Genomic DNA, 23,965 nt, shown 5'->3' on the forward strand with positions numbered 1-23,965 from the left:
ATGAATCGCGAAGCAATGCAGAGGCTGTTCGCTGCCCTGGCCATCATAACCGGTCTAATCATCCTTCCTGCGATGACGGTATTCGCAGAGGTCCCGGAAAACCAGCGCAGCAGCCTTGCCCGCTTCGCCCTGGCCTCAGGTGAACCGGCCCGGGCGCTGTATTGGCTTGAGCGGGGCGACGAGCCGACTGATGCTCCATCAGATAAAACCCTGCTATTTCTGGGTAAGGCCTGGCTGATGACCGGCCAGAGCGAGCGAGCCCGGTCAGCATTTGAACAGGTGTCGGCCGGTGACCGCGCTTACCGAGGTGAGGCCAGTCTGCACCTGGCCCGGCTTGCCATGGCCCGGGGCGAACCGGCCGATGCCGTTGACTGGGCCGTACTTGCAGCGTCCAGCGGCAACGACCACATCCGGGAACAAGCCCTCTTCCTGCAGGCGGAACTGGCAAGGCAGGCCGGTCGGCATGACCAGGCTGGAAGGATCCTGGGGGACATGGAAGGTGGTTACTGGTCAGCCCTTGGCTATCTTAACCTGGCCGCCGATTACGCCCGTATTGACCGTGACCCGTCGCGGGCCCTGATCGCCCTCCGAGTGGCCCAGGCCATGGCCAGTGAGGACCTTGATCGCAACCGCATGAAAGACCTTTCAATGCGCATTCTGGTGAAAGCCGGAGTTTTGTCCTACCGTCGGGGTGACTATGACAAGGCCCTGGGTTTTCTCAACAAGGTCTCCCTGGACCACTACCTGGCACCCCAGGCCCTCTACTTCCATGGGCTGGCCCATGCCGCCAACGATAACTACCGCGCCGCCATGCAGTCGTGGCATCGGGCCCGCAAGTTCCCACTGGCCTTTCCGGGCACCACCGATGCGTGGCTGGGCATGGGACGGGGTTACGATGAGACGGGTTTTCTCGGACAGGCGGGCGAAGCCTACCTTGCTGCGATATCGGCCTTTGAGGGCGAAGGCGTCAGTCTCGATACCCTTGAGCTCAAAATTGAGAGCAGGGGCGCCTATGACGCGTTGGTCAAGGCGGCCCGAAGGGATGATGTGGAATGGTTTCTAGCGGATAGCCGGACTTTGACCCAGCCGCGTATTGCCTACCTTCTGCATTTCATGGAGCAGCCGGAGGCCCAGCAGGCGGTCAAGAGGGTTTCGGATCTCGAGAAAATGGAAATTGCCCTCATTGGCAGGGAGCAGGACCTCTCGGTGTTCCTGGTTTCCCTGCAGGAACGAGCCCGGCAGGCAGAGGATTATAGCGGCCCGCGTCCTTCCGACCTGATAAAACCGGAAGTGGAGTCGCTCGCCGAACGGTGGCGCACCCTGTCTGAAGCCGCTACCCCGGGGTCGCCCGAGGCCAGGGAACTGGCAGAGTTGAAACGAATCCTCAACGACGCCAACCGGCGCAGCGGAAACTTTGACAAACGCCTGGAAGCGGTACCGGCCAGTCTGGCGCAGCTGTCCGATAGGGTAACAACTGCCCAGGAGGAGGTCCGGCAGTTGAAAGACCGGGTCAGGACATTGCGCAGCCGGGCAGAGCAGTCCCTGGACGAGATGGCCCTGGCCTTCCTGGGGAAAGAAAAACAACGTATTGCCCGGTCCCTGGACCGAACCCAGCAGCAGATTGCCCATCTATACGAGCATCTGGCTCTGACCGGGCTCAAGCGGGAGGCGGCCGATGAGTAAGTTGCTTTCTCCGGCGCTTCTGGGTCTCGGTATGGTGCTGTTTGGCCTCAGCCTGCCGTTATCTGCCCAGGAGTCGTTTCAGGTCAATCTTGACGAAGATGGCGAGACCATCGGTGACATGAGACCGGTGTTTCTCAAATTCAGCTCCCGCTCCATGCCCGACATTTCTCCTGCAGAAGTGGCACGGCGTTACCAGAGGCTGTTTGATGAGTCCGAGGAGCCGGAGGTCCGGATTGATGCCCTCAACCGGCTGGCCAACCTGCAGGACCAGACCGGTGAAGACCTGGCTTTTACCGCCGACCAGGAAGAAGAGGTGTATCGCGAGGCTGTCGAGAGCTACGAACGCATCGTGGGCAGTGGTTCCTTCCAGGGTCGCCTTGATGAGCTTTTGTATCAGTCAGCCAAGGCTTACTCCTATATCGGCCAGGAGAGTCGTTCGGTAGAACGGTTGAAGCAAATGGTCGGGCTGTACCCATCCTCCGGCCTGGTTCCCGAGGCCCGCTTTCGGATTGCCGAGGCCGCTTACGCCAATGGCAACTATGTCGAGGCTGAAACCGGCTACAGGCAGGTGCTTGAAGGTCCGGCTGAGGAGCAATTGAAAAGCAAAGCTCGCTATATGCTGGGCTGGAGCCAGTTCAAGCAGGGCGATAGTCAGCGAGCCGGTGAAACCTTTATCGCAGTGCTTGATGAGTATTCGGAAACCTCCGGCGGCTTTACCTATCTGCCGACAGTTTCAGCCGACATGATACGTGACGCTTTCCGGGTTATTGGCATCATTGCCGTCAACAATGGCGGGCAGCCGACCCTTGAGCAACTGCTGAGCCGCGTGGGCGGACGTTCCTACGATTTTTTACTCTATGATGGCCTTGCGGATTACTACGCCTCCCGCGGGGACTATGAGCAGAGCGCCCGGGTTGCCCGTACCTTTGTTGAGGAAGCACCTGATCATTACAGTACTCCGGCGTTCCGGGCCCAGATTGTCGAGGTATGGGATGCCGCCGGAGAAGCAGAAAGGGCCCGGGACGCCCGGGCGGAATACCTTGAAGCCTACGAGTCAGGGCGAGATGTCGTGCGGCTCACTGAAAGAGAGCACGAACTCTGGCTGCGCTATGCCGAAACCCTGGCTGAACATTACTACAGGATCGCAAGAGCAGGGTCCGGTGGCCCTGACAGCGGCTCCGACCCCGATAGCGCCGACACACCCACCGATATCATCCGGGCGTTTGAGCGGGCGGGGCATTACTATGAAATCCTCGCCAGTGAGCACGACCAGCCCGGCCCGATTCATCTGCTGGCGGGTGATGCCTGGCTTCAGGCCGGGGACCACGAAAAAGCGCTAGCCATGTATGAATCCGCGGGATATCAGGACCCGGATTTTGCCGGTGCAGAAGATGCTGCCTGGGCGGGCATTACTCTGCGAACTGATCTCATGGAGAAGGGCGCGCCCGGGTACAGGATGGACCTTAACGACCTGGCCTCTACTGCCGACCGCTTCGCCCTGGTTTTCCCGGGCGACAGCCGCTTGCCGACGCTCCAGGCGGACCTCGCGAACCGGCTGCTGGACGCAGGCCGGCCAGGAGAAGCCGGAGCCTATGCAATACGCGCTATCGAGCATGACGAGATAACGCCGCCGGATGCTTACAGTGCCTGGCTTGTGCTTGGGCAGGCAGAATTTGAAACCCAGGCCTATCCCGCCGCCGAAAAGGCCTGGCGCGAAGCGCTGGCCTATGCCGTTGGGCCCGAGAAAGTTGGCGCAGATACTACCGATATCGCCAATATCCGCCTTCAGTTGGCAACGGCTATCTACCGCCAGGCCGAGCTCGCCGAGCAGAACGAGCAGATCGACCAGGCCGTGGCTCATTATCAGCGCATAGCCGCTGTCTATCCCGGGTCTGAGATTGCCATCAAGGGCCAGTACGATGCCGCCAATACACTGCTGAAAGCCGAGCGCTGGCAGCCTGCGGTCAATGAGCTCAAGCGCTTTCGTAATGATCACGCCAGTCATGAGCTCACCGAGGGCGTCAGTGACAAACTCGTGTTTGCCTACCAGTCCTCCGGTCAGCCCGTTCGCGCAGCTGACGAATTGGTATCAGCCAGTGCCGGTGATGCTGCAGGTTGGCAAAAGCGGCTCAAGGCTGCTGAGCTTTACCATGAGTCCGGTGAGCTGGAGTCCCGCAATAGGCTATACCAGCAGTATCTTGCCCAGGCCGGGCGACCGGATTCCCAGGGTGAGCACCTGCGCCAGCAACGCCAGCGCCAGCGCCTGATCGAGTCCGGGGTTCAGGCCGAGAGCATGCGCAGCGAGATGGTCAGGCACGAGCTGGCCAGTGACTGGCATTCCAGTGATTCTCTCGCCTGGGCCACGGGTGCTGCCCTGGTTCTGGCAGAAGCATCCGGCAAGAACTTCCGGGACATCAAGCTGGTCCAGCCCCTGCCGGAATCCCTGGCGCGCAAGCGCAAATCCCTGGACCAGACCCGGGAGCTCTACCGCCAGGCTGAGACCCTTGGCGGCGACAGTGCCCAGTCGGAATCCCTGTATCACCGTGCCGAACTCTACCGGATTTTAGCCCGGGATATCATGGAGTCAGCTCCGCCGCAGGGTCTGAGCGAGCTCGAGCTGTCCCAGTATCAGTTCTTGGTGGAAGAGCAGGCCTATCCGTTTGAAGAAAAAGCCATTGAGCTTCATGCCCGTAACCACGAGCTGATCTCCGAAGGGGTCTACGACCGGTGGGTAAAGCAGAGTCTGGAGGCCCTTGAGGATCTGTTCCCAGGGCGTTATGCGCGGGACCGCCGCTGGATATCCTGGAATGAGGGGCCTGGTAATGATGTGTAGATCCGTCCCGAACCTGGGCTTTGGCAACACGTCGTTTGCCGGCCTGTTAAAGTGCTTACTGCTGGCTCTGACCCTGGCTGGTTGCGCCCAGTCGCCGATCGGGGACGCCCCGCCGGGCCAGGCTGAGCCACAAAGTGAAGAAAAGGTGTATACCGCGGTAGAGCCGATCTATCACGAGCCCCTGACTGCCGAGGAGCAGGGTCGTCTTGACCGGGCCCTGGAGGCGGCCAGTGATGAACAATGGGCTGTGGCAGGAGAGCTGCTCGCAGGCCTTCAGCAGGCTCGTCCGGACGTTCCGTTTCTCAAGGTCAGACTGGCCTGGGTGCGCCAGCAGCAGGGCGACAACGATGAGGCTCGGCGACTGTATGAACAGGCGCTTGCCCAGGATGGCAGCGATGTCATGGCTGTTAATAATCTTGCCTTGCTGTTGCAGGAAGAAGGTGAATTCCAGGCTGCCAGAGAACTGCTGAAAAAAGGATTGGCCCAGCCGGGTCCGGCGCCGGAGCTGCATTACAATCTGGCGGTCTTATCCGAGCTTTACCTTCTGGACCTCGAGGCTGCCCTGACCCATTACCGGGCTTACCAGCGCGCCGTTGAAGCCCAGGCTGAAAGCGGCGCCACCGAGCCCAACGGTGCCGATGCGCCAACGGATGCCGGCGATGGCAGCGAAACTGACGCAAGAGCTTCAGGGGCCAGACCCGAGGCTGACGCCCGGGTAGAAGGCTGGATAGCCGACCTGGAACGGAGGCTGAAATGAACCTGTCGACATACAGTCTGGTCATGGCTTTAAGCCTGTGGGCGTTTTCTGTCATGGCCCAGGAAAAGGACAGGACGGAAAACGAACCGGGTAGGGCCATGATGGGTGAAGGCATGGTGGTCGAGGGTATTGGCCGGCGTTCCGATGATGAGGACCCACGGGTACTCAACATTCTGCCCTGGCAACCTCCGACCTTACCCAAGCGACCGCGTACAGAGCTGAACTCGGAAGCCCCGGAACTTCTCAGCCCGGTCGACCCGCACACCCTTGAACGCCATCGAAAATTCAGACAAAACCTGGACCCGGATCTGGATCCGGCTCCTTTTTCCCGTTGATTCACGGAGCACCTGTATATGCTTGAGACTGTTATTCGCTTTTTCCAGGATGGGGGACCCTTTATGTACCCCATAGCGCTTGTACTCTTGCTTGGCCTGGCCATCACCCTGGAACGGTTTATCTATCTGGGATCGGTCAAGCGGCGAAACCGGCGGGCTTTCGAGCAGGGGATACTGCCCCTGTTGCGGAAGAAGGACTATCGGAAGGCCATGCATGCCGCCAACAGCTCAGACAGCGCCATTGCATCGGTCATGGGCGCGGGTATCGCACGGCTTCTCAACAATAACCCCCGGGAAGACATTGAATACGCCATGGAAGAGGGCCTGATGGAGGTTCTGCCAAGGCTTGAGAAAAGGACCCAGTACCTGGCAACGCTGGCCAACGTGGCAACGCTGCTCGGGCTGCTCGGAACCATTATCGGCTTGATTGCTGCGTTTACTGCGGTTGCGAGCGCAGACCCGTCCCAGAAAGCCAGCCTGCTCTCCGAGAGTATTTCGATTGCCATGAATACCACGGCGTTCGGCCTGATGTCTGCCATCCCCCTGTTGCTGTTCCACGCTCTGCTGCAAACCAGGACCAACGAAATCGTCGACAGCTTCGAGATGGCCGGCATCAAGTTGCTGAACATGGTATCGGAAGAATCTCCGCAAAACCCGGCCACACGCCCGGCCGTAGCTTAACCAGGGAAGGTTTATGAGACGTAAACACCGTCGTTTGCCGGCAAACACGGATCTGGATATTACTGCCTTCATGAATCTCATGATCGTGCTGGTGCCGGTGCTGTTGCTTGGCATGGTGTTCAGCCAGATCCGCATGATCGAGCTTAATTTCCCCGGCGAAAGCGCTGACCAGCCTATTGATTCTGAAAACCTGAAGCTGGTGGTTACCCTGCTGCCACAGGGACTGGAGGTGAGCGACAGTGAGCGGGGCGTGATTAAGACGTTGCCGGTCATGTCCTCGGAAGACGGAGACAGCGATCAGCAGAATTATGGGGAGCTGCGGGAGACCCTGCGTTCGATAAAAAGCCAGGTGCCTGACAAGACCGACCTTGTGCTCGAGGTTGCCGGTGATGTGGACTATCAGACCCTGGTCAGGGTGATGGATACCGTGAGGTCCTATCCCGCGGTTGTGGCGGCCAGCGTTGTTGAAGCAGAACTGTTCCCGGACGTCTCTCTCGCCGATGCCCCTGATAACAGGCAGCTAACCGCTGCGCTGACGCCGGGGGGTGCTGCACGATGAAATCGTCCCGCCGTGCCCGGCGCATGAAGCGCCACTATTCACGGATGCACAGGGCTGGTGGGCTCAACCTTGTGTCCCTGATGGACATTTTCACCATTCTCGTATTTTTTCTTATGGTCAACTCTTCCGATGTCAAAGTCATGGAGAATACCGCAGCGGTTCCGCTTCCTGAATCCAGCTCAGACCAGCAGGCCCGAGATTCCCTGGTAGTCCAGGTGACGGATACGGCCATTCTTGTGCAGGGCCGGGAAGTTGCCAGGGTCGATGATATCCAGCCGGACGATAAGACCATATCCGGATTGGCGGAAGAACTGGCATACCGAAGCAGCCGTCAGGGTGAACTGCCGGAGGAGGGGCTGGAAATCACCATCATGGCCGGCCGCGATACCGATTATCGACTCTTACGCAAGGTCATGCAGACCTGTGTAGACCAGGACTACCGTCAGGTCCGTCTGGCGGTGGAATCACGTCCGGAGGAGGCTGCCAATGGCTGATCGTCCTTCCCGTCGCCTGGTTCTACCCTGGTCTTCCGAGCCGGGAGACAAACTCAGGTTCGGGTTTTGCCTCACGCTGGTCGCCGTCGTCTTTGTGCCCCTGGCCATTATTATTCCGGCGATAACGCTGCCGGAAATAGAACGGGTGGAGTCTGAAGAGGTGCCACCACAACTGGCTCGGCTGGTAGAAGAAAGACGGATGGAGCTGGTGCAGGAGTCGGAACCTGCGGCTGAGCCCGAACCTGAGCCGGAACCAGAACCAGAACCAGAACCAGAACCAGAACCAGAACCAGAACCAGAACCAGAACCAGAACCTGAGCCGGAGCCGGAGCCAGAACCGGAGCCGGAGCCGGGGCCAGAACCTGAGGTTGCGGACGAGCCAGAGCCGGAACAGCCCCAGCAGCAGACTGTCGAGGAGGCAAGGGAAGTGGCGTCCCGTTCAGGCCTTATGGCCCTGCAGGACGAGCTTTCGGCAATGCAGGAGCCGGAATCCGAGTCCGATTCTCCGGACACCCTCAGTGCGAATGTCGATGACAGCAGCGGGGTTCCGGAAGCAGACACCTCTGCGGACGAGTCAGCCCTATCAGACAGCGGTGGTGTTGAGCAGGCGGAAACCGTAAGAAAGGATGTAGCACTCGCCGAGCACGAAGTTCAGGAGGCCCGGGAGGCTGAGCAGACCCAGGTGGCCGAAGCCGCCCAGAGTGAGAGCGAGCCGGCCGAGCGTTCCATGAGCAACATACGGCAGGTGTTTTCAAGCAACAAAGGCGCGCTCTATTCGATCTACAACCGTGAACTCCGCATGGATCCGACACTGGCCGGCAAGGTGCTTCTGGAACTGGTTATAGAACCTGACGGGAGCGTATCAAGCAGTGAGGTGGTGAGCTCAGAGCTGGACAACCCCGCCCTTGAGGCTCGTATCGCAAACCGTGTGCGCCTGTTCAATTTCGGTGCCGCGGATGTTGAGACCAGAACGGTCCGGTACCCAATCGATTTCCTGCCCTCCTGACCGGGGCCAGAAGGGGCACTAGTCGATGGTGATTCTGGGCAAGCTGGGTCTGTTCAGGGTCAATTTCTCATTGGGGGCTATGACCCTGGCTTCGCCGGACACCACCTTTTTGCCGTCCTGGTTGCTGACAACACACCCCATGACGACACGACCCTTTGGCTCTTTGTGCAGCACTGTCAGGGTCACGGTGAGCGTGTCGTTGAGCCTGACCGGGCGCTTGAAGGCAAGGCTCTGTTCCAGGTAGATTGTGCCCGGTCCGGGGAGTACCGTGGCGATAGCCGCTGAAATCAGGGACCCGCTCCACATGCCGTGGGCAATGCGCTCCTTGAACATGGATCCGGCAGCGTATTCAGCATCGAGATGCACAGGATTAACGTCGCCGGAAACCGCGGCGAACAGAATCAGTTCGTCTTCGGTGAGGGTTTTGCTGTAGGTCGCGGTATCCCCTTCCTGGAGTTCGTCATAAGTAACGTTTTCCAGTGTATCGAGCGTGGCATCCATGAGTCTCACCTGTTTCTGCTTTAACCGGTATCGCTGAAAACTACCTCATCGTTCACAAAACTGCTATTCTCTCGGATCTTTTTTGAGGCTGATACTTTTGTCTTGTTGTAATTGTGGAAACAATCAGGCCAAGAGGTTACCGGTCGCCGGCACCGGTAGAGTATCCAATAACAGATGTCGGGCTGATGACCTCCCGTCCGGGAGCATAAAACCCGACCCAAACCTGTCAAAGACTATAATCACAAGCGCAAACAGGAGATGGAGTGATGGATTTCGAGCAGTTCTATCAGGATAAATACCCCCCGGGTGTCCCCAGCGAAGTTGATCTCAACAAGTACCAGAGCATGGTGGAAGTGTTTGAACAGGCGGTCAAGAAATTCGCCGACCGACCCGCGTTCAGTGCCGTGGGCGTCACCCTGACATACCGGGACCTCGATACCCTGAGCCGCCAGTTTGCAGCCTGGCTGCAGAACAAGACCAATCTGAAGCCTGGCGACCGCATTGCGGTTCAGATGCCCAACCTGACCCAGTATCCGGTCGTGGTTTTCGGGGCCATGCGGGCCGGCCTGATCGTAGTGAATACGAACCCGCTGTACACCACCCGCGAGATGGAGCATCAGTTTAACGACTCCGGCGCCAAAGCTCTGGTCGTGCTGGCCAACATGGCCGATAACGCAGAGAAAGTGCTGCCCCATACCGGCATTGAGCACGTTATCGTGACCGAAATTGCCGATATGCACTCGCCCCTGAAGCGCACCCTGATGAATGCCGTGGTCAAGCACGTCAAGAAGATGGTGCCGAGCTACAGTCTTCCCCAGGCTCATCGCCTGCCGGCAGTACTGAGTGCCGGTGCCAAGGAGAAGTTCACCCCGGTAACCGTCAAGCAGGACGACGTTGCAGTGCTGCAGTACACCGGCGGTACCACAGGCGTTGCCAAAGGGGCCATGCTCACTCACGGTAACCTGGTCGCCAATCTGCTCCAGACCCGGCCGATGATGGAAGGGATCATTGAAGAGGGCAAAGAAGTCATCATTGCGCCGCTTCCCCTGTACCACATCTACTCGTTCACCCTGAACTGCGGCATCATGCTGGAGGCGGGCGCACACAACGTGCTGATTCCGAATCCCCGTGATATTCCCGGCTTTGTAAAAGAACTGAAGAACTACCGCTTCACCGGTTTCCTGGGACTCAATACCCTGTTTGTTGCCCTGTGCAATAACGAAGACTTCAGGAATCTGGATTTCAGCGCCCTGAAACTGACCTCTTCCGGTGGTATGGCTTTGACCAGCGCTACCGCCAAGCTCTGGCAGGAAGTCACCGGTTGCGAGATCAGTGAAGGCTACGGCATGACAGAAACGTCGCCGGTGGTGACGTTTAACCCCCACAGCGCCATTCAGTTGGGAACCATCGGGCTGCCTGTCTGTAATACCAAGGTCAAGACTCTGGATGACGACGACAACGAGACTCCGCTGGGCGAACCCGGCGAGCTCTGTGTCAAGGGTCCCCAGGTCATGCGCGGTTACTGGCAGCGTCCTGAAGAAACCCAGAAGTCCTTTACCGAAGATGGCTTCCTGCGTACCGGCGACATTGCCCTGATCCAGCAGGACGGTTACATTCGGATTGTTGACCGCAAAAAAGACATGATTATCGTCTCGGGCTTCAACGTCTTCCCCAATGAGATCGAAGACGTGGTAAGCAGCCATCCAAAGGTGGTGGAATGCGCCGCTGTCGGTGTTGAGGACGAAAAGAGCGGGGAAACGGTGAAAGTCTTCCTGGTGGCTTCGTCGCCAGATCTTACCGAAGGCGAGCTCAAGGAATTCTGTCGCGAGCGACTGACGGCCTACAAGGTTCCAAAGAAGTTCGAATTCCGGGACGATCTGCCCAAGACCAACGTGGGTAAAATCCTGCGCCGGGAACTACGGGACGAAGACGCCAAGAAGAAGTAAGCGGTGACCGATAGCCGGAGCCGTGGCACAGTGCCCGAAAGCTCCTGCAAGGTCAGAATGACCCTGCCCAGGCAGGGTTTTTTCGTTCACGGCGGGCGCGTATTATTTCGCAGCCTGCGGATATGCAACTGTTCAGTGAGGATGTGAAGCACGCTTGATGACCAAGGCTCCCCGTAACAGAACCGACCAGCCCGATCATGGGGAAGCGTCTCTGCCCGCTGTCATGGCGCAGCTTGAGAGCTGCAACCAGCAGGAAGCGGCGCGCATCCGGCAACTGGTGGCCAGATCCAAGGGTCGGCCGGGCGGCCCTGAGATGGCAAAGATCCGGGGCTGGCTCGACCAGGGCGTGGCCCGGGTAGCCGAACGACAGGCTCGGCACCGCCCGGTGGACTACCCGCCCGGGTTGCCGGTTTCGGACCGGGTTGACGATATCCGGACGGCCCTTGAGCAGCATCAGGTGGTTATAGTGGCCGGCGAAACAGGCTCGGGCAAGACCACCCAGATCCCGAAACTGTGCCTTAATGCGGACCGCGGCATACGTGGGCTCATTGGTCACACCCAGCCCCGGCGAATTGCCGCCCGCAGTGTCGCAGCCCGTATTGCCGAGGAGATCGGAGAGCCCCTGGGGGAACAGGTGGGTTACCAGATCCGCTTTACCGATACCACTTCGGAGCAGTCCCGGCTCAAGGTCATGACAGACGGTATCCTGCTGGCGGAAGTCCAGCACGACCGGTTTCTGGATCGCTACGACACCCTCATTATCGATGAGGCCCACGAACGTAGCCTCAATATCGACTTCCTGCTGGGTTATCTACGCCAGTTGCTGCCCAAGCGTCCGGATCTCAAGGTCATTATTACCTCTGCCACCATCGAGGTGGAAAGGTTCAGCCAGTTTTTCAACAACGCCCCGGTTATCGAAGTGTCCGGCCGGACATTTCCCGTGGAGGTGCGCTATCGGCCACTGGTCGGTGACGAGGACGATCGTGACCAGAGCTGGAGCGAGGGCGTTCTGGGGGCCCTGGAGGAAATCGAGTCCCATGAACGGGCCGCAAGCCAGCCGCCTGGTGATGTCCTGGTATTTCTGCCCGGCGAGCGGGAGATCCGCACCCTGAGCAAGAACCTTCGTCACGCGGATCTGCTCCATACGGAAGTCGTGCCCCTATACAGTCGCTTGAGCAACAAGGAACAGAACCGGGTGTTTCAGGGCCACAAGGGCCGGCGCATCGTGCTTTCAACCAACGTTGCCGAAACCTCCCTCACGGTTCCTGGCATTCGCTATGTCGTCGATACCGGGGTTGCCCGTATCAGCCGCTACAGTGTGCGCTCCAAGATCCAGCGCCTGCCGGTGGAGGCCATTTCCCAGGCCAGCGCCAACCAGCGGGCGGGACGCTGCGGCAGAGTGGCACCTGGCATCTGTTTCCGGCTCTATGATGAAACCGATTTCCTGAACCGGCCGGCCTACACCGAACCCGAAATTCTTCGTACCAACCTGGCCTCGGTCATCTTGCAGATGGCCAGTTCCGGCCTGGGTGAGATCCGCAGCTTTCCCTTTCTGGAAGCGCCCGATAACCGGCTAATCAACGACGGCTACAAGCTGCTTGAGGAACTGGGCGCGGTCGATGGCCGTCGGCAACTGACCAGGTTGGGCAGGACCATGGCCCGACTGCCGGTTGACCCCCGCCTGGCACGTATGCTGGTGACCAGCGCAGAGCAGGGCAGCCTGGCCGAAATTCTGGTTATTATCGCCGGCCTGAGTGTCCAGGACCCCCGCGACCGGCCCCAGGACAAACAGCAGGCGGCGGACCAGGCGCATGCCCCGTTCAACGACAAGGAGTCAGACTTTGTCACCCTGCTCAATCTCTGGCGTTTTTACGAAGAGCAGCGTCAGGAGCTCTCCCAGAACCGGCTCAAGCGGGTGTGCCAGAAAACCTTCCTTTCATGGATGCGCATGCGGGAATGGCGGGACGTTCACCGTCAACTGACGCTCATCTGCCGCGAGCAGAAACTCGCACTCAACCCTGAGCCGGCCAGCTACGACAGCATCCACAAGGCTATTCTCGCGGGTCTGTTGGGCCAGGTGGCCACCAAGCTTGAGAAGCGCGAATACCTTGCCACCCGCAACCGCAAAATGCATATCTTTCCCGGCTCCAAAGTGGCCAAGGCTTCACCGAGATGGATCGTGGCTGCTGAAATTGTGGAGACCAGCCGTGTTTTTGCCAGGGTGGTGGCCCGCATTGAACCGGAGTGGGTTGAGCCCCTGGCATCCCATGTGGTCAAGCGGCATTATTTCGAGCCCCACTGGGAGCGCAAACGGGCTCAGGTGATGGGTTACGAGAAAGTCTCCCTCTACGGTCTGGATGTTATTCCGCGCCGCAAAATTGCCTACAGCAAGGTTGACCCGATCGAGTCCCGCACCCTGTTTATCCAGCGGGCTCTGGTGGAGGGGGACTACGACACCAAAGCGCCATTCATTGAAAATAACCAGGCCCTGCTGGCCACGGTGGATAACCTTGAGCGCAAGACCCGCCGGCGGGATCTGCTGGTGGATGAGCAGGTTCTGGTGGATTTCTACGACGAGCGGATTCCCGCTACGGTTGTCAGTGGGCGGCACTTCGAGAGTTGGTGGAAGTCCCTGGACGCCGAAGGCCTTCGATACCTGGAGCTTTCCCAGTCCGATGTCTTGCAGCGGCCTGTGGATGCTACCACTGGCGAGCAGTTTCCTGATGAGCTGGAGTGGGATGGCGTCCGTTATCCCCTGAGCTATCAGTTCGAGCCCACCGGTGAGGACGATGGCGTAACCGTGCATGTGCCCCTCATGGCGCTCAAACAGCTGCCTGTCTACCGACTTGAGTGGCTGGTGCCGGGCCTGCTCCGTGAAAAATGCATCGCGCTGGTAAAGGGGCTGCCCAAGACCCTGCGTCGAAATTTTGTACCGGTGCCTGACTTCGTCGACGCTGCCCTGGAGAATCTCAGCCCCAGCAACGAACACCTGACGCTCAAGCTCGGACAGGAACTGAGACGGATGACCGGCGTCACCATTGATCCCGAAGCCTGGCAGCCAGAGCAACTGCCCCGACACCTGCTCATGAATCTGAAAGTACTCAATGACCGAAACGAGGTTATTGCAGAGGGCCGGGACATCCATGCTGTTCAGGCCCGCCTTGACCGGCAGGCAGAGGCAGCGTTAACGGCTGTGGAGGCCAGCGAGCGGGACCAGCCCAGGGTGGAGTCGCGATCCTGGAATTTTGGCGAGGTACCGGAATCCGTCCAGACCGAAAAGGCCGGCATGCAGGTTACCGTTTATCCGGCCCTTGAGGACCGGGGCGATGCCGTTCGCAAGACCCGCTACCTCGATGCGCTGACCGCGGAAGATGCCACTCGCCGGGGGGTCGCAAGGCTGATTCTCCAGCGCCTGGGCAACACCTTGGATGGCATCGATACCAGACTCAGGCACTTCAAGAGGTCAGCCCTCATGTTCGCGCCCGTTGGCAAGGCCAGCGCGCTTCTTGATGACCTGCTTCTGGCCACCGCCATGGCGCATTTCCTGGCCGGCCCGCCGCCACGCTCCGAGGCGGAATTTTCGAAAGTTTACGACGCCGGCAGACCCGACTTCCTGCCGGCTCTGGAGCTGGCGGACGCACGGCTTTTCGAAGCCATGAACGGTTACCACGGCGTGATGAAGCAGCTTAAAGGCAAGATCAACCTGGCCCAAGCCAACAGCATGGCTGATCTCAAATTCCAGTTGCAGAACCTGGTGTACCCAGGGTTTCTGGTGCAGACACCCGGGACCTGGTTCGGCCACTTTCCCCGGTATTTTGAGGCGGCCGATGTCAGGCTGGAAAAGATGAGCCGGGAAATGGGCCGGGAACGGGAGTTCCTCCACACCATGGCGCCTTTGTGGGCCCGCTACGAGAAGAAGCGGGATGATCAGCAACGCCAGGGCATCAGGGATCCGGAGCTGACTCTCTACCGCTGGATGCTGGAAGAGTTCAGGGTTTCGTTTTTTGCCCAGCAGCTTGGTACGGCATTGCCGGTGTCGGTGCAGAGGCTGGACAGGCAGTGGCAGAACGTCCGTGTATAACCCGCTCGGGAGCAGGAAATGCGACGATTGTAGCGGCGAGCAGTTCTGTCGTACTGTGGTAATATTCTTGTACGTACATTAAAAATCGGGGTCACGTGTGATTAAAGCCGTTATCAGCGGAACAGGTCTCTACACACCACCAGCGGTCATCGAAAACGATGAACTCGTTGAGGCGTTCAATGCCTATGTAGACATTCATAACGAGCGTTATGCCGACGAGATCGCCCAGGGCAAGCGGGAGGCCAAGGCGCCGTCTTCGTCTGCGTTTATTGAAAAGGCCTCCGGCATCAAAAGACGCCACGTCATTGATAAGGACGGCATTCTGGACCCGGAACGCATGTGTCCCCACATTCCGGATCGCAGCAATGAAGAGCCATCCATTCAGTGTGAGATGTCAGTGGCGGCCGCCCGTGGCGCCCTGGAACAGGCCGGAAAGTCCGCCCGGGACGTGGATGCGGTCATTGTGGCCTGCTCCAATCTGCAGCGCGCCTATCCGGCCGTGTCCATCGAGGTCCAGGATGCGCTCGGTATTGATGGCTTTGCCTATGACATGAACGTGGCCTGCAGCTCGGCCACCTTTGGGCTTCAGGCCGCGGTGAACGCGGTTGAGAATGGTACAGCCAGAGCCGTGCTGGTGATCAGCCCCGAAATCTGCTCGGGGCACCTGAATTTCACCGACCGCGACAGCCACTTCATCTTTGGCGATGCCTGCACCGCCATTCTGGTGGAGCGGGAAACCGATGTGGCCAAGGGGCATGGTTTTGAAATCCTGGGCACGAGGCTCAAGACCCAGTTTTCCAACGCCATCCGTAATAATTTCGGTTTCCTGAACCGGGCGGACAAATCAGGCGTCAACAAACCGGACAAGCTCTTCGTTCAGCAGGGCCGTAAAGTGTTTAAGGAAGTGTCCCCCCTGGTTGCCGAAACTATCCAAGGACACCTGGCGAGCCTGGAACTTTCCCCTGACAGTCTGCGCCGGATGTGGTTGCACCAGGCCAACCTGAACATGAATGAACTGATTGCCCGCCGGGTGCTGGGTCGCGACGCCACCCGGGAAGAGGCGCCGGTCATTCTGGACGAATACGCCAACACAAGTTCCGCCGGGTCAATCATTGCGTTCCACAAGCACCGGGGCGATTTTGGCACCGGTGACCTCGGGGTTATCTGTTCGTTCGGTGCCGGCTACTCGATCGGCAGTGTGGTTGTTCAGCACCGTTAGGTTTGTTGCAGGGTTCTGGCCTGTGCCCTATTCGGCAGCCAGAGCCCGAAGACGCGCGGGCAGGGCAGTGGACTTGCGCGCTGTCCGGTCAAACCAGACCAGTTTGGCGTAGCCTTCGGCATAGAGATCACCTGTGTCAGAGTCGGTCACGGTATGCCAGTTTTCAAGGCTGGTCGTGCCCGCTTTGCCGGCATAGGTTTTGACCTCGACGGTGGCAGGGTGACTCAGTTCCTTGAGAAACGTGGCGCTTGTTTTGATAATGATCGGGCCTGTGGGTTCACTTTCGCCACCCAGCTCAAGGGAGCTCAGCCAGGTAATGCGAGCTTCTTCGAAGAAGCGAAAGAAAACTGTATTGTTGGCATGGCCGTATGCATCCATGTCGCCCCAGCGTAGCGGCATTGAAAGCGTGTGAACCAGATTTCCTAACTCCGACATAGTGACCCCTTGGGTTGTTTGGCAAGTAATAAAAATAAAGAGAAACACCGCTATTGTCGACGAATGTTCATTGAAGTCAAAACCCAGGCCTGATCATGAAAGCACCAAGCATTACGTCGACCAAGCACAAGGTTGCCGCTACCTCTTTTTTGACCGCATGCCTTCTGCTGTCTCCCGTTTCTGGTTGGGCCCAGTTTTCCGAGGACGAAGCAGAGGCTTACAAGGCATCGGATCCTTCACGGCAGTACAGTGAAAAAGTAGACCCTTACGAAGACTGGAACCGAAGCGTCTTCCGCTTTAACCAGTTCCTGGATGACTGGTTCCTTAAACCAGTGGCGGAAGGCTATCAGGCAGTCATGCCCGGGTTTGCCGACAAGGCTGTGACCAACTTTTTCAATAATCTCACGGAAGTGCGCAACTTCACCAACAGTGTTCTGCAGCTGAAGGGCGAGTCTGCGGTGGTTGCCGTGGGGCGATTTACGTACAACACCGTATTTGGCCTGGGCGGGTTTATTGACGTGGCGACAGCCTTCGAGTTACCTGAGCGGCCGGAAGATTTCGGTCAGACTCTTGGCTACTGGGGTTCTGATACCGGTCCTTACCTGATGCTCCCGTTGCTTGGGCCATCCACTGCCCGGGATTTTACCGGCTTCGGGTTTGATGTTTTTGTCACGCCTTCACCCTGGGACCTGGCCGAGTCCCCGGAGGTTTACTATGCACGGGCTCTGCAGATCGTCGACCGTCGGGCTGACCTGATGCGGGCGGAGGCTTTCATCTCGGGGGACAGTTACACTTTTGTACGGAACGCTTACTTGCAGCGCCGGGAATATCTGGTCAATGATGGCAAAACACAAACTGATCCATTCGCCAGTGATGACGATGAAGACCTGATGCTGGATGACTTCTAGAGGCCGTTCGCTATCAGCGCAGGTCAGGCGACCGACCAAGGCCTGCGGAGCCACACCACTATGACTGACAGCCGCATTCGTAAATTCAGGAAAATGCTGGCAGAAGCCCCGAACTACGAGGTCTGGAAGGCCGCTGCGCTTGAGCTGGACTATCTTGAAGGCAATGTGGAGTGGAAAGAGGATTTTGCCTCTGACATGTACCACTATGAGCTTATCTACGAGCGTTTGAGGAACCTGCAGTATTACCATCAGAAGCAGGACTACGACCGACTGCGCAGGGCATTGAGGGAAGGCCTTCACCACGATCTGGGCAATATGGGCAATCCGGCGTTGTACACCCGTTCCCGGGTCGGGACCAAGCACCTGATTGAGGAATATATCAACCAGGTCTGCGATTCCCTAAATTTTCTGTGTGATGAGCCAATTGCCAACTTCACCCTCAGCGAAAAGATCCGGTTTTTCCGGGACACACTCACCAGCTATGGCCGGCCGGCTCTGCTTCTCAGCGGCGGAGCCACCCTTGGCATGTTTCACCTCGGGGTTATCAAGGCTTTGTGGGAAAAGGGCCTGCTGCCCCAAGTAATCGCAGGCTCCAGTGTGGGTGCGGTGATGGCCGGCATGCTTGGTGTCCATACCGACGCCGAGATACCCGAGATGCTCAATCCCGAATCCCACCACCTGAATGCCTGGAAGTGGAAAGGCATTTACAGCGCCATGCGGGGGGAAGGCCTTATGGATCAGTCCCAGCTCCAGGCCTGTCTGCGGGCAAATATCGGTGAGTACACCTTCGAGGAGGCGTTCGAGAAAACCGGCAGGTCTATCAACGTCAGTGTCTCGCCGGTACAGGTAAACCAGAAAGCCCGATTGTTGTGTGGCTATACGTCGCCCTACCTGATGGTGTGGAGCGCGGTACTGGCAAGTGCAGCGGTACCCGGGATCTTTGCGCCGGTAACGCTGATGAAAAAAGATCTCCACGGCAGTGTCCTGCCTTATACCACGCGGTTGAGATTTGTGGACGGCTCAGTTGTCAGCGACCTTCCGGTTGAGCGCCTGCGGCATCTGTACGATGTCAATTTTACCATCGTGAGCCAGACCAATCCCCATGTTGTCCCCTTCCTCTCCATGAAAGGTGAGGACGAGAAACTGGGCCTGGCCGGACTGCCTTTTCACCTGCTCAAGTCCGAGGTTCAGTTTCATGGCCGCGGTCTGTTCGATTTCATGAGAAAGCGACTAAGGCCTGAGCTGCTTCGTCAGGTGTCGGGACAGTTTTACACCATAATGGCCCAGCGCTATTCCGGGGACGTCACCATCGCGCCAACCTACACCCTGAAACACTATCGGCGCATGCTGTCTAACCCGGACCCGGCGTTCGCCCGGCAGTTGATTCTGGAAGGGGAACGGGCGACCTGGCCGAAAATTTCCATGATTCGCTCCCACGGTCGTATTGCCAATACCCTGGAGCGTTGTATTCGCAGGCTCAAGGAACGCCAGGCGGAATCTCCACGGGACTTGCGTCTGGTCTCAACCAATGACAGTGGTTAACAAAACCGTACCTTTGCGGTGGTAGCCCCGGGCTGGCCGTGGCGGTATGATTATGACCCCCCGCTGGCCCTGACTGGATTTCCATGTATTACGACTTTTTCGGTTTTCGGGAACCTCCGTTCTCGATTGCCCCCGATCCACGTTACCTGTACCTGAGCGAGCGTCACAAGGAAGCTCTGGCTCACCTTATGTATGGTGTGCAGGGGCAGGGTGGCTTCATCGTGGTCACCGGTGAGGTGGGCACCGGCAAGACCACCGTCAGCCGCTGTTTCATTGAAAACGTGCCTGCCCACGTCGACATTGCACTTATCCTCAATCCGAAACTGTCGGCACGCGAGCTCCTGTCCAGTATCTGCGATGAACTGGGCATCCGGCACCCGGCCGGTTCCAGCATCAAGCGCCTTATCGATCTGATCAATGCCGACCTGCTGGCCGCCCATGCCGCCGGCCGCCATAAGGTCCTGATGATTGATGAGGCACAGAATCTGTCCCCCGAAGTACTTGAGCAACTGAGGCTGCTCACCAACCTGGAAACTGCTGAGAAAAAGCTCCTGCAGATCGTACTTCTTGGCCAGCCCGAACTTCAGGACATGTTGTCCCGGCCTGAACTCCGGCAGTTATCCCAGCGCGTCACTGCCCGCTACCACCTGGATGCCCTGGACCGGAAGGAGCTGCCCGCCTACCTGCGTTACCGGCTTAGTGTTGCCGGCCAGCGCAGCGACCTGTTCAGCCCGGGCGCCATCAAAAAGCTTTATCGCCTGAGTGGCGGCGTGCCCAGGCTCATCAACCTGATCAGTGACCGGGCCCTGCTGGGTGCCTACGCTAACGGAGAGCACCGGGTGGAGGCCGATCACGTCAAGGGCGCGGCCAGGGAAGTTCTGGGCAAACCGGTCAAGGGTGGGTCCGGTTCCGGACTGACACCAGGCATGCGGTATGCCACGCTGGCCGCCAGTATTGGCGCTGCCATTGTATTGACCATCGCTTTTATGGACCGGAATGGGGTTGTGGCTGAAAATGCCGAGGCGCCGGCGCTCTCGGGGACCATCGAGCGCAGCCCTGATTCTTCGCAACGCGAACCAGCTCCGGTGCCTGAGCTGGAGCCGGAGCCGGCGATTGCGTCGGCCCTAGTGCGGGAGGCTAACGGTGAGTCCGATGAGGCGGCTGTGGGTGACTTCAACCCGGAGTCCGATGCCATGGCCCTGGCTCCGGCCTATGAGGCACTTTTCCAGGCCTGGGAGCTGGACTATGACCCATCTGAGCAGCCCCTGGCCTGTGAGTTCGCCGAATCCCGGGGTCTGCGCTGCCTGCACAGAGAAGGCAGCTGGCGCAGCCTGGAACGTCTGAATCATCCGGCCATTCTGGACCTCAGGGAACTGGGCGGCGACAAGCGGTTTGTCACCTTGCTCGGGATTGAGGATGACCAGGCGGTTATCGACACGGCAGCAGGGACACGCTGGGTTTCGGTGGCGCAGATCCAGGAATACTGGCTGGGCGGTTACTCCATTGTCTGGCAGCTGCCTCCCTACCTGTCCCGGGGAGCGGAGCCGGGAGCGGCGGACCGGGAGGCTCTGTGGCTGACTGCGCGGATGATGCAGCTTATCGACATGCACAGCCCGGATGCGGAGCAACGACGCGACATCGAAAACATGAATCAGAGCGACCAGATACGCTGGTACCAGGCCTTTAAGGGGCTGGAGGTCGATGGTATCGCAGGTGCCATGACGCTGATCCAGATGAACAACGATCTGGATTCGGACGCTCCCCAACTGAGCGCAGAGAGGGAGCCCGGCTGATGTCGTACATTCTCGACGCCCTCAGGAAGTCCGAAAGCGAGCGCCGGCAGGGCCGTATTCCTGACCTTGGCCAACAGGTCCAACTGATCCATCGCCCCCGCAAGAAAACCGTGCCCGTGGCGTTATGGATTGGCCTGGGACTGGTCCTGAACGCAGCGGTTCTGGCCCTGGTGTTCTGGCCCGAGAAGGGCTTGATGGGAGGGCTGACGGCTGCGCCGGAAAGCGAGGCAAAGGCAATTGTTGCGGTCGCGCCAGAGCCGGCAGACACAGCCGGTGCAGCGCCAACCCAGGACAAGGCCAGCAAGACCGAAACGACGAAGCCGGGAGGCGGCGATCCCGGGGCCATGGCGAACATTGAGCAGCCGGTTAAGGGCACAACCCAGCCAGACACAACCGGCGCGCAAGTGCCTGCAGTGCCAGCGGTCACGCCCTTGCAACCCACCATTATCGTGCCGTCCTGGAAAACATCCGCTCCGACAAGCCCGGGTGCGGTTGCTGATTCCGGTGCTGCAGGTTATGGCGAACGGGCACCCCACCTGGTGGAGTTACCCATGTCATTCCAGCGCAGAATCCCCACTTTGGTGTTTAACAGTCATCTTTACTCCTCAGACCCAACGGCCAGCCGAATCATGATTAACGATAACTACCTGCGTATGGGTGAGCAGTTCTCAGGCATTCGGGTTGAGCAGATAACCGTGGATGGTGTCGTGCTGAGCCTCGATGGCCAGCGTTTCCGCGTCGGCGTCGTCCGCAACTGGACTAGCCCCCGCTGATGCCTTTAACTGACAGTGTAAAAACGGATATTCAGCAGGCCTACCGGGACGTTCTCAACGGCAAGGGGATCAAGGCCCGTTACGGCCAGAGGTTGATGATCGCCGAGATTGCCCGCTATATGGGTGATATCACCGCCAATGACGGTGAGCGTACCTCGGCTGCCGCCAGCTGTGTTGTCGAGGCAGGTACCGGAACCGGCAAGACCCTTGCCTATCTGATCGCCGCCATTCCGGTCGCCAAGGCCCTGGGCAAGAAACTGGTCATTTCCACGGCAACCGTCGCCCTGCAGGACCAGATCGTCAACAAGGATCTGCCGGACCTGAAACAACACAGTTCGCTGGCGTTCACCTGGACTCTGGCCAAGGGCAGGGGCCGATACCTGTGCCTGTCCCGCCTGGAAGGTCGCCTGCATGACGAGGGGGTGGGTGACAGCGAAAGCATGCCGTTGTTTTTCGTGGACGAGCCCAGGAAAGAGGAAGCAGGTGCCCGCGAATTCTTTGAAGGCATGCTGGCCAGCTATGGCAGTCGTGAATGGGACGGCGACCGGGACCACTGGCCGAGCCAGATACCGGATGAGACCTGGCGCCAGGTCACCACGGATCATCGCCAATGCACCAACCGCCATTGCAGTTACTTTGACAGCTGCGCCTTCTTTGATGCCCGTAAGGGTCTGGAAGAGGCGGACGTCATCGTCGCCAACCACGATTTGGTACTGGCGGACCTGGCGCTGGGCGGCGGGGCCATCCTGCCGGAACCGGAAAATGCCCTATTTATCTTCGACGAAGCCCATCATCTGCCGGATAAAGCGCTCAATCATTTTGCTGCGTCTGTGCCGCTGAACGGCACCCGCCAGTGGTTGAAGCAGTTGTCCCAGGCTCTGGTAAAGATTCCGCCCTACCTGACCCCCGGCACTGCGGCTGCGAAGGCGGTGGACAAGATCAGTGCCTGCGCCCGGGAAGTGGACGGCGTTCTGACCCAGGTCTATGACGAGGCAGAGCAGAGCATCGAGTGGGCTTTCAGCGATGAGCGCAAGTCAGCCCAATGGCGATACCCTGAAGGTGAACTCCCGGATGCCATGGCCGAGCTGGCCCAAGGTGCCCAGACAGTAACCGCAGCCCTGGTACGACAGCTTGGCGTGTTGGTTGATGAACTTCAGAAAGCTTTTGACGACAAACGCGAGCATGACGTGGACCGGCAGACTGCCGAGTCATGGTTTCCGATAATGGGTGGGTTTCATAGCCGGGCTGAAGACCAGCTGCGTCTGTGGGTGGCCTGGTGTGAGAAAAAGAATCTGGATGAAGGCGAAGGTCGCCGTCGTGGCGGTCCACCGCCGGCTCGCTGGGCCATACGCCAACGCTGGGACCATGCCGAAGACATTACCCTGTACAGCAGCCCTGTGCTGGCAGACAACCTGCTCTATACCCGCCTCTGGTCCAGGGTTTACGGCGCCATTCTCACCAGCGCCACCCTCACTGCACTGGGACGCTTTGACCGGCTCCAGGCCCGTGCCGGGCTGCCGGAAGCGAGTCGTTTCCTGGTGGTCCCAAGCTCGTTCCGTTATCACGAGATGGCCACCGTCGAGGTGCCTGCCATGGCAGTCCTGCCTACAGATGCTGAGGCCTTCACCGATGCCCTTGTGGCGAGGCTGCCGGAACTCTGGGCGGGGGAGAAAGCCACCCTGGTGCTGTTTACGGCACGCCGCCAGATGAATGCGGTTCGGGACCGTCTGGCGCCGGACTACCCGGACATGATCATTACCCAGGACGATATGGCCAAGGGTGAAGTGTTACGCCAGCATTGCCTGCGTGTTGACGAGGGTCGCCCGAGTGTACTGTTCGGTGTTGCCAGTTTTGCAGAGGGGATCGACCTGCCCGGGCGCTACCTGGGCCATGTGATCATCACACGGTTACCATTCTCGGTGCCCGACGACCCCATTGAAGCCAGTCTGGCGGAATGGGTTACCCGGCGGGGCGGAAATCCGTTTATGGAAATTACCGTGCCGGACGCCTCCATCAAACTGGTCCAGGCCGTCGGCAGGCTGCTGCGGACCGAACAGGATACCGGTCGGGTAACCATTCTGGACCGGCGCATCATCAGCCGGCGCTATGGCCAGTTGCTCCTGGATGCGTTACCGCCGTTCCGCCGGATCATCGGGCACTGAAACCAGCGCCCAGAGTGGGACGTGGCAAGAACCAGGAGGCCACTCCGATTGGCGGCCATAAGGAAATACCCAGGCAAAAAAAAGGTGCCAACCAAGTGGTGGCACCTTCGGAAGACGGGTTTGTGGAAACCCTAGCGCTGAAAAACGCAAAGTTGGAATCTGAAGGCCTGAAGTTTCAAATTCCTGATGGGGCTGTGCCTCATCGTTGGATTAATCATAGGGGAGGAGGGGGCGTACCCGGATCGTCCAAAGGGCGT

At 59.0% G+C, this 23,965-nt stretch carries 18 protein-coding genes; 16 read left to right on the forward strand and 2 right to left on the reverse strand.

What is annotated here, in order from left to right; genetic code table 11:
- The 8 genes from G7W63_RS14770 to G7W63_RS14805 are packed head-to-tail and all read left to right on the forward strand — an operon-like array spanning position 1 to position 8,348.
- Complete coding sequence (locus G7W63_RS14770) at positions 1 to 1,683, forward strand: tetratricopeptide repeat protein (protein ID WP_166259742.1); 1,683 nt, start codon at positions 1 to 3, stop codon at positions 1,681 to 1,683.
- The gene (locus tag G7W63_RS14775; protein ID WP_166259744.1) at positions 1,676 to 4,516 is read left to right on the forward strand and encodes a tetratricopeptide repeat protein; all 2,841 of its coding nucleotides are present in this window, start codon (positions 1,676 to 1,678) and stop codon (positions 4,514 to 4,516) included. Before G7W63_RS14770 ends, G7W63_RS14775 begins: the two co-directional genes overlap by 8 nt.
- Positions 4,506 to 5,273, forward strand: coding sequence for a tetratricopeptide repeat protein (locus G7W63_RS14780; RefSeq protein ID WP_166259746.1), 768 nt, complete (start codon positions 4,506 to 4,508; stop codon positions 5,271 to 5,273). The genes G7W63_RS14775 and G7W63_RS14780 overlap by 11 nt, the downstream gene beginning before the upstream one ends.
- Positions 5,270 to 5,608 (forward strand): hypothetical protein, encoded by a 339-nt coding sequence (locus G7W63_RS14785; RefSeq protein WP_166259748.1) that lies wholly within the window; start codon positions 5,270 to 5,272, stop codon positions 5,606 to 5,608. Before G7W63_RS14780 ends, G7W63_RS14785 begins: the two co-directional genes overlap by 4 nt.
- 18 nt (positions 5,609 to 5,626) lie before the next feature.
- Positions 5,627 to 6,289, forward strand: a complete 663-nt coding sequence (locus G7W63_RS14790) for a MotA/TolQ/ExbB proton channel family protein (RefSeq protein ID WP_166259750.1) — start codon at positions 5,627 to 5,629, stop codon at positions 6,287 to 6,289.
- 13 nt (positions 6,290 to 6,302) lie between these two features.
- Positions 6,303 to 6,848, forward strand: a complete 546-nt coding sequence (locus tag G7W63_RS14795; RefSeq protein ID WP_166259752.1) for an ExbD/TolR family protein — start codon at positions 6,303 to 6,305, stop codon at positions 6,846 to 6,848.
- Complete coding sequence (locus tag G7W63_RS14800; protein WP_166259754.1) at positions 6,845 to 7,342, forward strand: ExbD/TolR family protein; 498 nt, start codon at positions 6,845 to 6,847, stop codon at positions 7,340 to 7,342. Before G7W63_RS14795 ends, G7W63_RS14800 begins: the two co-directional genes overlap by 4 nt.
- On the forward strand, positions 7,335 to 8,348 hold the full coding sequence (locus G7W63_RS14805; protein ID WP_166259756.1) for an AgmX/PglI C-terminal domain-containing protein: 1,014 nt from the start codon (positions 7,335 to 7,337) through the stop codon (positions 8,346 to 8,348). The genes G7W63_RS14800 and G7W63_RS14805 overlap by 8 nt, the downstream gene beginning before the upstream one ends.
- Positions 8,349 to 8,366: 18 nt before the next feature.
- Here G7W63_RS14805 and G7W63_RS14810 read toward each other — a convergent pair whose 3' ends face one another.
- On the reverse strand, positions 8,367 to 8,849 hold the full coding sequence (locus tag G7W63_RS14810; protein WP_166259758.1) for a MaoC/PaaZ C-terminal domain-containing protein: 483 nt from the start codon (positions 8,847 to 8,849) through the stop codon (positions 8,367 to 8,369).
- A gap of 266 nt (positions 8,850 to 9,115) precedes the next feature.
- Here G7W63_RS14810 and G7W63_RS14815 point away from each other — a divergent pair, with 266 nt between their 5' ends.
- The 3 genes from G7W63_RS14815 to G7W63_RS14825 all read left to right on the forward strand — a co-directional run bounded on the left by G7W63_RS14815 (position 9,116) and on the right by G7W63_RS14825 (position 16,095).
- Positions 9,116 to 10,795: a long-chain fatty acid--CoA ligase gene (locus G7W63_RS14815; protein WP_166259760.1), complete on the forward strand. Its 1,680-nt coding sequence runs from the start codon at positions 9,116 to 9,118 to the stop codon at positions 10,793 to 10,795.
- 223 nt (positions 10,796 to 11,018) lie between these two features.
- Positions 11,019 to 14,876 carry an ATP-dependent RNA helicase HrpA gene (hrpA, locus tag G7W63_RS14820; protein ID WP_423202294.1) on the forward strand — a complete coding sequence of 1,286 codons (3,858 nt, stop codon included), beginning with the start codon at positions 11,019 to 11,021 and terminating at the stop codon, positions 14,874 to 14,876.
- A 97-nt stretch (positions 14,877 to 14,973) separates the two neighbouring features.
- The gene (locus tag G7W63_RS14825) at positions 14,974 to 16,095 is read left to right on the forward strand and encodes a beta-ketoacyl-ACP synthase III (RefSeq protein WP_166259764.1); all 1,122 of its coding nucleotides are present in this window, start codon (positions 14,974 to 14,976) and stop codon (positions 16,093 to 16,095) included.
- Between the two features lie 27 nt (positions 16,096 to 16,122).
- On the opposite strand, the gene G7W63_RS14830 is transcribed toward G7W63_RS14825, so the two are convergent.
- The gene (locus G7W63_RS14830; RefSeq protein WP_166259766.1) at positions 16,123 to 16,530 is read right to left on the reverse strand and encodes an acyl-CoA thioesterase; all 408 of its coding nucleotides are present in this window, start codon (positions 16,528 to 16,530) and stop codon (positions 16,123 to 16,125) included.
- A gap of 95 nt (positions 16,531 to 16,625) precedes the next feature.
- Here G7W63_RS14830 and G7W63_RS14835 point away from each other — a divergent pair, with 95 nt between their 5' ends.
- From G7W63_RS14835 to dinG, 5 genes are all read left to right on the forward strand, one after another.
- Positions 16,626 to 17,438 (forward strand): MlaA family lipoprotein, encoded by an 813-nt coding sequence (locus G7W63_RS14835; protein WP_166259768.1) that lies wholly within the window; start codon positions 16,626 to 16,628, stop codon positions 17,436 to 17,438.
- A 60-nt stretch (positions 17,439 to 17,498) separates the two neighbouring features.
- Entirely contained in the window at positions 17,499 to 18,980 is a 1,482-nt protein-coding gene (locus G7W63_RS14840) for a DUF3336 domain-containing protein (protein WP_166259770.1), read from the forward strand.
- 83 nt (positions 18,981 to 19,063) lie between these two features.
- On the forward strand, positions 19,064 to 20,773 hold the full coding sequence (locus G7W63_RS14845; protein ID WP_166259772.1) for an AAA family ATPase: 1,710 nt from the start codon (positions 19,064 to 19,066) through the stop codon (positions 20,771 to 20,773).
- Positions 20,773 to 21,546, forward strand: a complete 774-nt coding sequence (locus G7W63_RS14850; protein ID WP_166259774.1) for a general secretion pathway protein GspB — start codon at positions 20,773 to 20,775, stop codon at positions 21,544 to 21,546. The genes G7W63_RS14845 and G7W63_RS14850 overlap by 1 nt, the downstream gene beginning before the upstream one ends.
- Entirely contained in the window at positions 21,546 to 23,708 is a 2,163-nt protein-coding gene (gene dinG / locus G7W63_RS14855) for an ATP-dependent DNA helicase DinG (RefSeq protein ID WP_166259776.1), read from the forward strand. Before G7W63_RS14850 ends, dinG begins: the two co-directional genes overlap by 1 nt.
- Positions 23,709 to 23,965 lie beyond the last annotated feature (257 nt).

Origin of the sequence: Marinobacter salicampi, from assembly GCF_011074795.1 — a bacterium.
GTDB lineage: Bacteria > Pseudomonadota > Gammaproteobacteria > Pseudomonadales > Oleiphilaceae > Marinobacter > Marinobacter salicampi.

Bases quoted from the DNA above. Each gene is read 5' to 3' on its own strand.
- G7W63_RS14815 (WP_166259760.1), top strand. From the start codon at position 9,116: ATGGATTTCGAGCAGTTCTATCAGGATAAATACCCCCCGGGTGTCCCC.
- G7W63_RS14810 (WP_166259758.1), bottom strand. From the start codon at position 8,849: ATGGATGCCACGCTCGATACACTGGAAAACGTTACTTATGACGAACTC.
- G7W63_RS14835 (WP_166259768.1), top strand. From the start codon at position 16,626: ATGAAAGCACCAAGCATTACGTCGACCAAGCACAAGGTTGCCGCTACC.
- G7W63_RS14790 (WP_166259750.1), top strand. From the start codon at position 5,627: ATGCTTGAGACTGTTATTCGCTTTTTCCAGGATGGGGGACCCTTTATG.
- G7W63_RS14800 (WP_166259754.1), top strand. From the start codon at position 6,845: ATGAAATCGTCCCGCCGTGCCCGGCGCATGAAGCGCCACTATTCACGG.
- G7W63_RS14770 (WP_166259742.1), top strand. From the start codon at position 1: ATGAATCGCGAAGCAATGCAGAGGCTGTTCGCTGCCCTGGCCATCATA.
- G7W63_RS14775 (WP_166259744.1), top strand. From the start codon at position 1,676: ATGAGTAAGTTGCTTTCTCCGGCGCTTCTGGGTCTCGGTATGGTGCTG.
- dinG (WP_166259776.1), top strand. From the start codon at position 21,546: ATGCCTTTAACTGACAGTGTAAAAACGGATATTCAGCAGGCCTACCGG.
- G7W63_RS14785 (WP_166259748.1), top strand. From the start codon at position 5,270: ATGAACCTGTCGACATACAGTCTGGTCATGGCTTTAAGCCTGTGGGCG.
- hrpA (WP_423202294.1), top strand. From the start codon at position 11,019: ATGGCGCAGCTTGAGAGCTGCAACCAGCAGGAAGCGGCGCGCATCCGG.
- G7W63_RS14795 (WP_166259752.1), top strand. From the start codon at position 6,303: ATGAGACGTAAACACCGTCGTTTGCCGGCAAACACGGATCTGGATATT.
- G7W63_RS14845 (WP_166259772.1), top strand. From the start codon at position 19,064: ATGTATTACGACTTTTTCGGTTTTCGGGAACCTCCGTTCTCGATTGCC.
- G7W63_RS14830 (WP_166259766.1), bottom strand. From the start codon at position 16,530: ATGTCGGAGTTAGGAAATCTGGTTCACACGCTTTCAATGCCGCTACGC.
- G7W63_RS14780 (WP_166259746.1), top strand. From the start codon at position 4,506: ATGATGTGTAGATCCGTCCCGAACCTGGGCTTTGGCAACACGTCGTTT.
- G7W63_RS14840 (WP_166259770.1), top strand. From the start codon at position 17,499: ATGACTGACAGCCGCATTCGTAAATTCAGGAAAATGCTGGCAGAAGCC.
- G7W63_RS14850 (WP_166259774.1), top strand. From the start codon at position 20,773: ATGTCGTACATTCTCGACGCCCTCAGGAAGTCCGAAAGCGAGCGCCGG.
- G7W63_RS14805 (WP_166259756.1), top strand. From the start codon at position 7,335: ATGGCTGATCGTCCTTCCCGTCGCCTGGTTCTACCCTGGTCTTCCGAG.